This is a genomic window from Neobacillus drentensis, assembly GCF_036965245.1.
GTDB lineage: Bacteria > Bacillota > Bacilli > Bacillales > Cytobacillaceae > Neobacillus > Neobacillus drentensis_G.
On the sequence record NZ_JBALPG010000205.1, the window covers coordinates 1 to 4,027 of the forward strand.

Genomic DNA, 4,027 nt, shown 5'->3' on the forward strand with positions numbered 1-4,027 from the left:
GAATAAATACCAAGAAAATTCTTCGGTAAAACAGGCGAAAAATATTTTGATAAAGGGTATGAGAATTCTAAAAAGTAGAATTGTACAAAGATAAATACCAATTAAACTATCAAAATGTTCAAAATGTCTAAAAATTTATTAAAACTTTTTTGTTAGTAGACCCTTAGGGTTTATTATAGATATTTAAAATTACAAAAGATATTTATTCTAGGGAGGAAATTTAATCATGCGTATTAATCACAACATTGCAGCACTTAACACTCACCGCCAGTTAACAGGTGCAACAGCTGGTCAAGGTAAATCAATGGAAAAATTATCATCAGGTCTTCGTATTAATCGTGCCGGTGATGATGCAGCTGGATTAGCAATCTCTGAAAAAATGCGAGGCCAAATTCGCGGTCTTGAAATGGGTTCCAAGAATGCTCAAGACGGAATCTCATTAATTCAAACAGCTGAAGGTGCATTAAATGAATCACATACAATTCTTCAACGTATGCGTGAATTAGCGGTTCAATCATCAAATGATTCTAACACTGATGCTGATCGTAATGAATTGCAAAAAGAAATGGATCAACTTACCGGCGAAATCGACCGCATTGGTAATACAACTGAATTTAATACAAAGAAACTTATCGATGGTTCAAAAAATGGTGTAACTGTAAATTACGGAAGCGTAAATTTCGATAACCAAGGTGACAATGCAATATTCAAAACAGTAGTTGCTTTTACCCAATCTGCAAAAGGAGTTACGGGTACTGAAGCAGATCAGACACTTAATGTGAAAATTACAAGTTACGATCCTACTAATGATGAGTATACTTTAGAGTGGACTTCACATGAGGGTAAGAAAGGAACAGTTGTTGGTGTTGCTGCTGCAGGTGGAACTGAAACAATTGATACAATAGATGGAAAATATAATTTAACCCTCGGAGCGATTGATCTTAAAGATATTGGTAAAGAAGCGACCTTCACTTCTCGTAAAACTGTAGAACAATATCAAAATAACGCATTAACGTTCCAAATTGGAGCAAACTCTTCACAAACAATGAATGTTGAAATTAATGACATGAGAGCTGCAGCACTTCATGTAGACAATATTAAAGTAGATTCAGCAGCGTCTGCAGAGGCTTCTATCTCTGCTATTAATAAAGCAATTGAAGATGTTTCTGGACAACGTTCTAAATTAGGTGCATTCCAAAACCGCTTAGAACACACGATTAACAACCTAGGAACATCTCAAGAAAACTTAACTGCTGCTGAGTCTCGTATTCGTGATGTAGACATGGCAAAAGAAATGATGGAACAAACGAAAAACTCAATTCTTGCTCAAGCAGCTCAAGCAATGCTTGCTCAAGCGAACCAACAGCCTCAAGGTGTATTACAACTTCTTCGTTAATATGTTGAAATTGAGAGATCTTAATTACGTAAGATCTCTCTCTTTTTAGAAGAATAGTAATATTTTTTATAAAAGAGTTCCAATGTAAAATGATTTAATAATAAAACAACAATTTGTGAAAAAGGCAAACCATGGGAAACTGTGGGACGTAAAACCAAGGGCCTGAATCAACATGAAAAGCCTGGATGGCAGCCGGATACCACAAAAACATGTTATTGGAACTTTCGTTGCCTTTTTCACTTGAAAAAGGAGTAACCATATGGTAAAGAAGTTTTCCATTTTTGCTACTATACTATTATGTTTTCAATTAGTATTCCCATTAATAAATGCGTTTGCTTTTGAGTTGCTTACACCGACGAATTTAAAATCGAGCCAAACCTATCCTGGTAATATTACATTAAGCTGGGATAAAGTTTCTGGAGCTAGTGCGTACCGTGTTTACAAACTAGATGCAGGCAAGCAAGAACTAGTTAAACAGGTAACTTATGAATTCACAGAGACCACTATCTATGGTGTACAGGAGGGAAGTAGTACTTTTGCTGTTTCTGCTGTAAGAAATCTTGATGAAACTCCACTTTCAAATAGCGTAACAGTTGAAGTTTCATACCCTGAGATGCAAAGCCCAACAAGCATTTCATCGACCATCCTTAACGGGAATGATTTGACATTAAGCTGGAATAAGGCAGCTTATGCGACGGATTATAAAATTTATCAAGTGATCGATGGTACGAGAAAGCTAGTTACAACCACAACAGCTGTAAATTATACCTTCCAAAATCATCCGGAAGGAAAATATGTTTATGAAGTAACATCCAATAATAGCCGATTTGGAGAGTCGAACGTCGGATTAAGGATTGAAGTAGATGTCATTTATCCTATCATGACATCACCACTCGTAACGTATACCGTCCAGAATGGGAATGATTTGATTTTTAACTGGCAAAGAGTAACTTATGCTAGTTATTATAAAGTCTATGAAGTAATTGACGGAACAAAGAAATTACTTACAACAACAAGATTAAACAGTCATATTATTTCAAATGTTACAGAAGGCAAGCATGTATACGAAGTCACCGCGTATAGTGATCGCTTCGGTGAATCAAAAGAACCTTTTCAGCTGGACTTTGATATGGTTTATCCGAAAATGCAAGCTCCTGGCAGCCTATCTTACACATTAACGAATCTAAATGATATTAATCTAAAATGGGCAAAAGTAGAATATGCAGATAAGTATAAATTATATCAGTATGTAAATGGTGAGAGGAAGTTATTATTAACTACTCCTGCATTGAAATCAATATTCGTTAATATGCCAGAAGGCCATTATAAGTATGAATTAGCATCTTATAGTGATCGTTTTGGGGAATCATCATCGGTGGCAAATCTTGAATTTGATTTAACTCATCCAGTTATAGAAGCTCCTAAGAATTTAAATATTACCGTTCAAAATGGAAATGATTTAGTCTTAAGATGGGATCCTTCCGAAAATGCAACTGGTTATAAGGTTTATCAAATTATTAATGGTGAGCGTAAATTAATTACAACCAAGCTTGTAAATGCACACACTTTACTAAATATGCCGGAAGGACACTATACATTTGAAGTAATTGCATATAGTGACCGTTTTGGTGAATCCAAAACAGCATCTACAGTAGAATACGATCTCAAGTTTCCTGAATTGAAAGCCCCAGTTTTAATTGGAACCGTTGAGAATGAATCCATTATCATTTTAGATTGGACAAAGCAAGACAATGTTACTGGGTATAATATTTATGAAATTGTCAACGGAACAAAAAAAATGGTAGCAACAACAACAAGTCTTCAACAAAAGCTTTCCAACCAGACTGAAGGGAAGCATATATATGAGGTCACTTCCTATAATACTCGTTTTGGAGAATCTCAAGCTTCTAATCAAGTCACTTTGAATATTGGTTCAAATATAGAAGTACCTCCTGTAAAGGATACCATTCCACCTGTTACAATTTCAAACCTAGAAGACTCTTACTACAAAGAAGATGTAACTCTCCAACTGACTGCTACAGATAACCAAAGCGGAGTGGCTAAAACCTTCTATTCAATTAATGATTCAACATTTAAAGAGGGTACTACCTTTACAATTCAGGATGAAGGGAAGCACAAAGTTTCTTTTTACAGCGTTGATAATGCAGGAAACATTGAAGTTACGAAAACAGTAGAAGTAAAAATCGATAAGACTGCTCCAAATACAACCTCGAATGCAACAAATTCTTGGTTTAAGGAAGATTTTTTCTATTTATCTTCATCAGACAATGTGAGCGGCGTTGCAAAAACTTTCTATTCTATAAACGGTTCTGATTTTGTAGAAGGAACAGGCTTTAAGGTGAAGGAAGAAGGAGTAACGAAAGTATCCTTCTATAGTATAGATAAAGCGGGTAACATCGAAGAAGTTAAGACTGTTGAAGTAAATATCGACAATATCAAACCAATTACGACCTCTAATATAACCAATTCTTGGTATAAAGAAGACGTAGCTGTCCTTTTATCTCCATCAGACAATGGAAGTGGCGTTGATAAAACCTTCTATTCTATTAATGGTTATGATCTTGTGGAAGGAACAAGCTTTAGAGTGAGTAATGAAGGCGTAACGAAGGT

General features: G+C 35.3%; 2 protein-coding genes and 1 riboswitch. Both genes read left to right on the plus strand.

Features of this window, described 5'->3' with window-relative positions; translation table 11 throughout:
- Positions 1–226 precede the first annotated feature (226 nt).
- The gene (locus V7150_RS25255; RefSeq protein ID WP_335523778.1) at positions 227–1,396 is read left to right on the plus strand and encodes a flagellin; all 1,170 of its coding nucleotides are present in this window, start codon (positions 227–229) and stop codon (positions 1,394–1,396) included.
- Positions 1,397–1,509: 113 nt separating this feature from the next.
- Positions 1,510–1,600, plus strand: a riboswitch (cyclic di-GMP riboswitch).
- Positions 1,601–1,655: 55 nt separating this feature from the next.
- A partial coding sequence (locus tag V7150_RS25260; protein ID WP_420490334.1) for an OmpL47-type beta-barrel domain-containing protein occupies positions 1,656–4,027 on the plus strand: 2,372 nt, incomplete at its 3' end.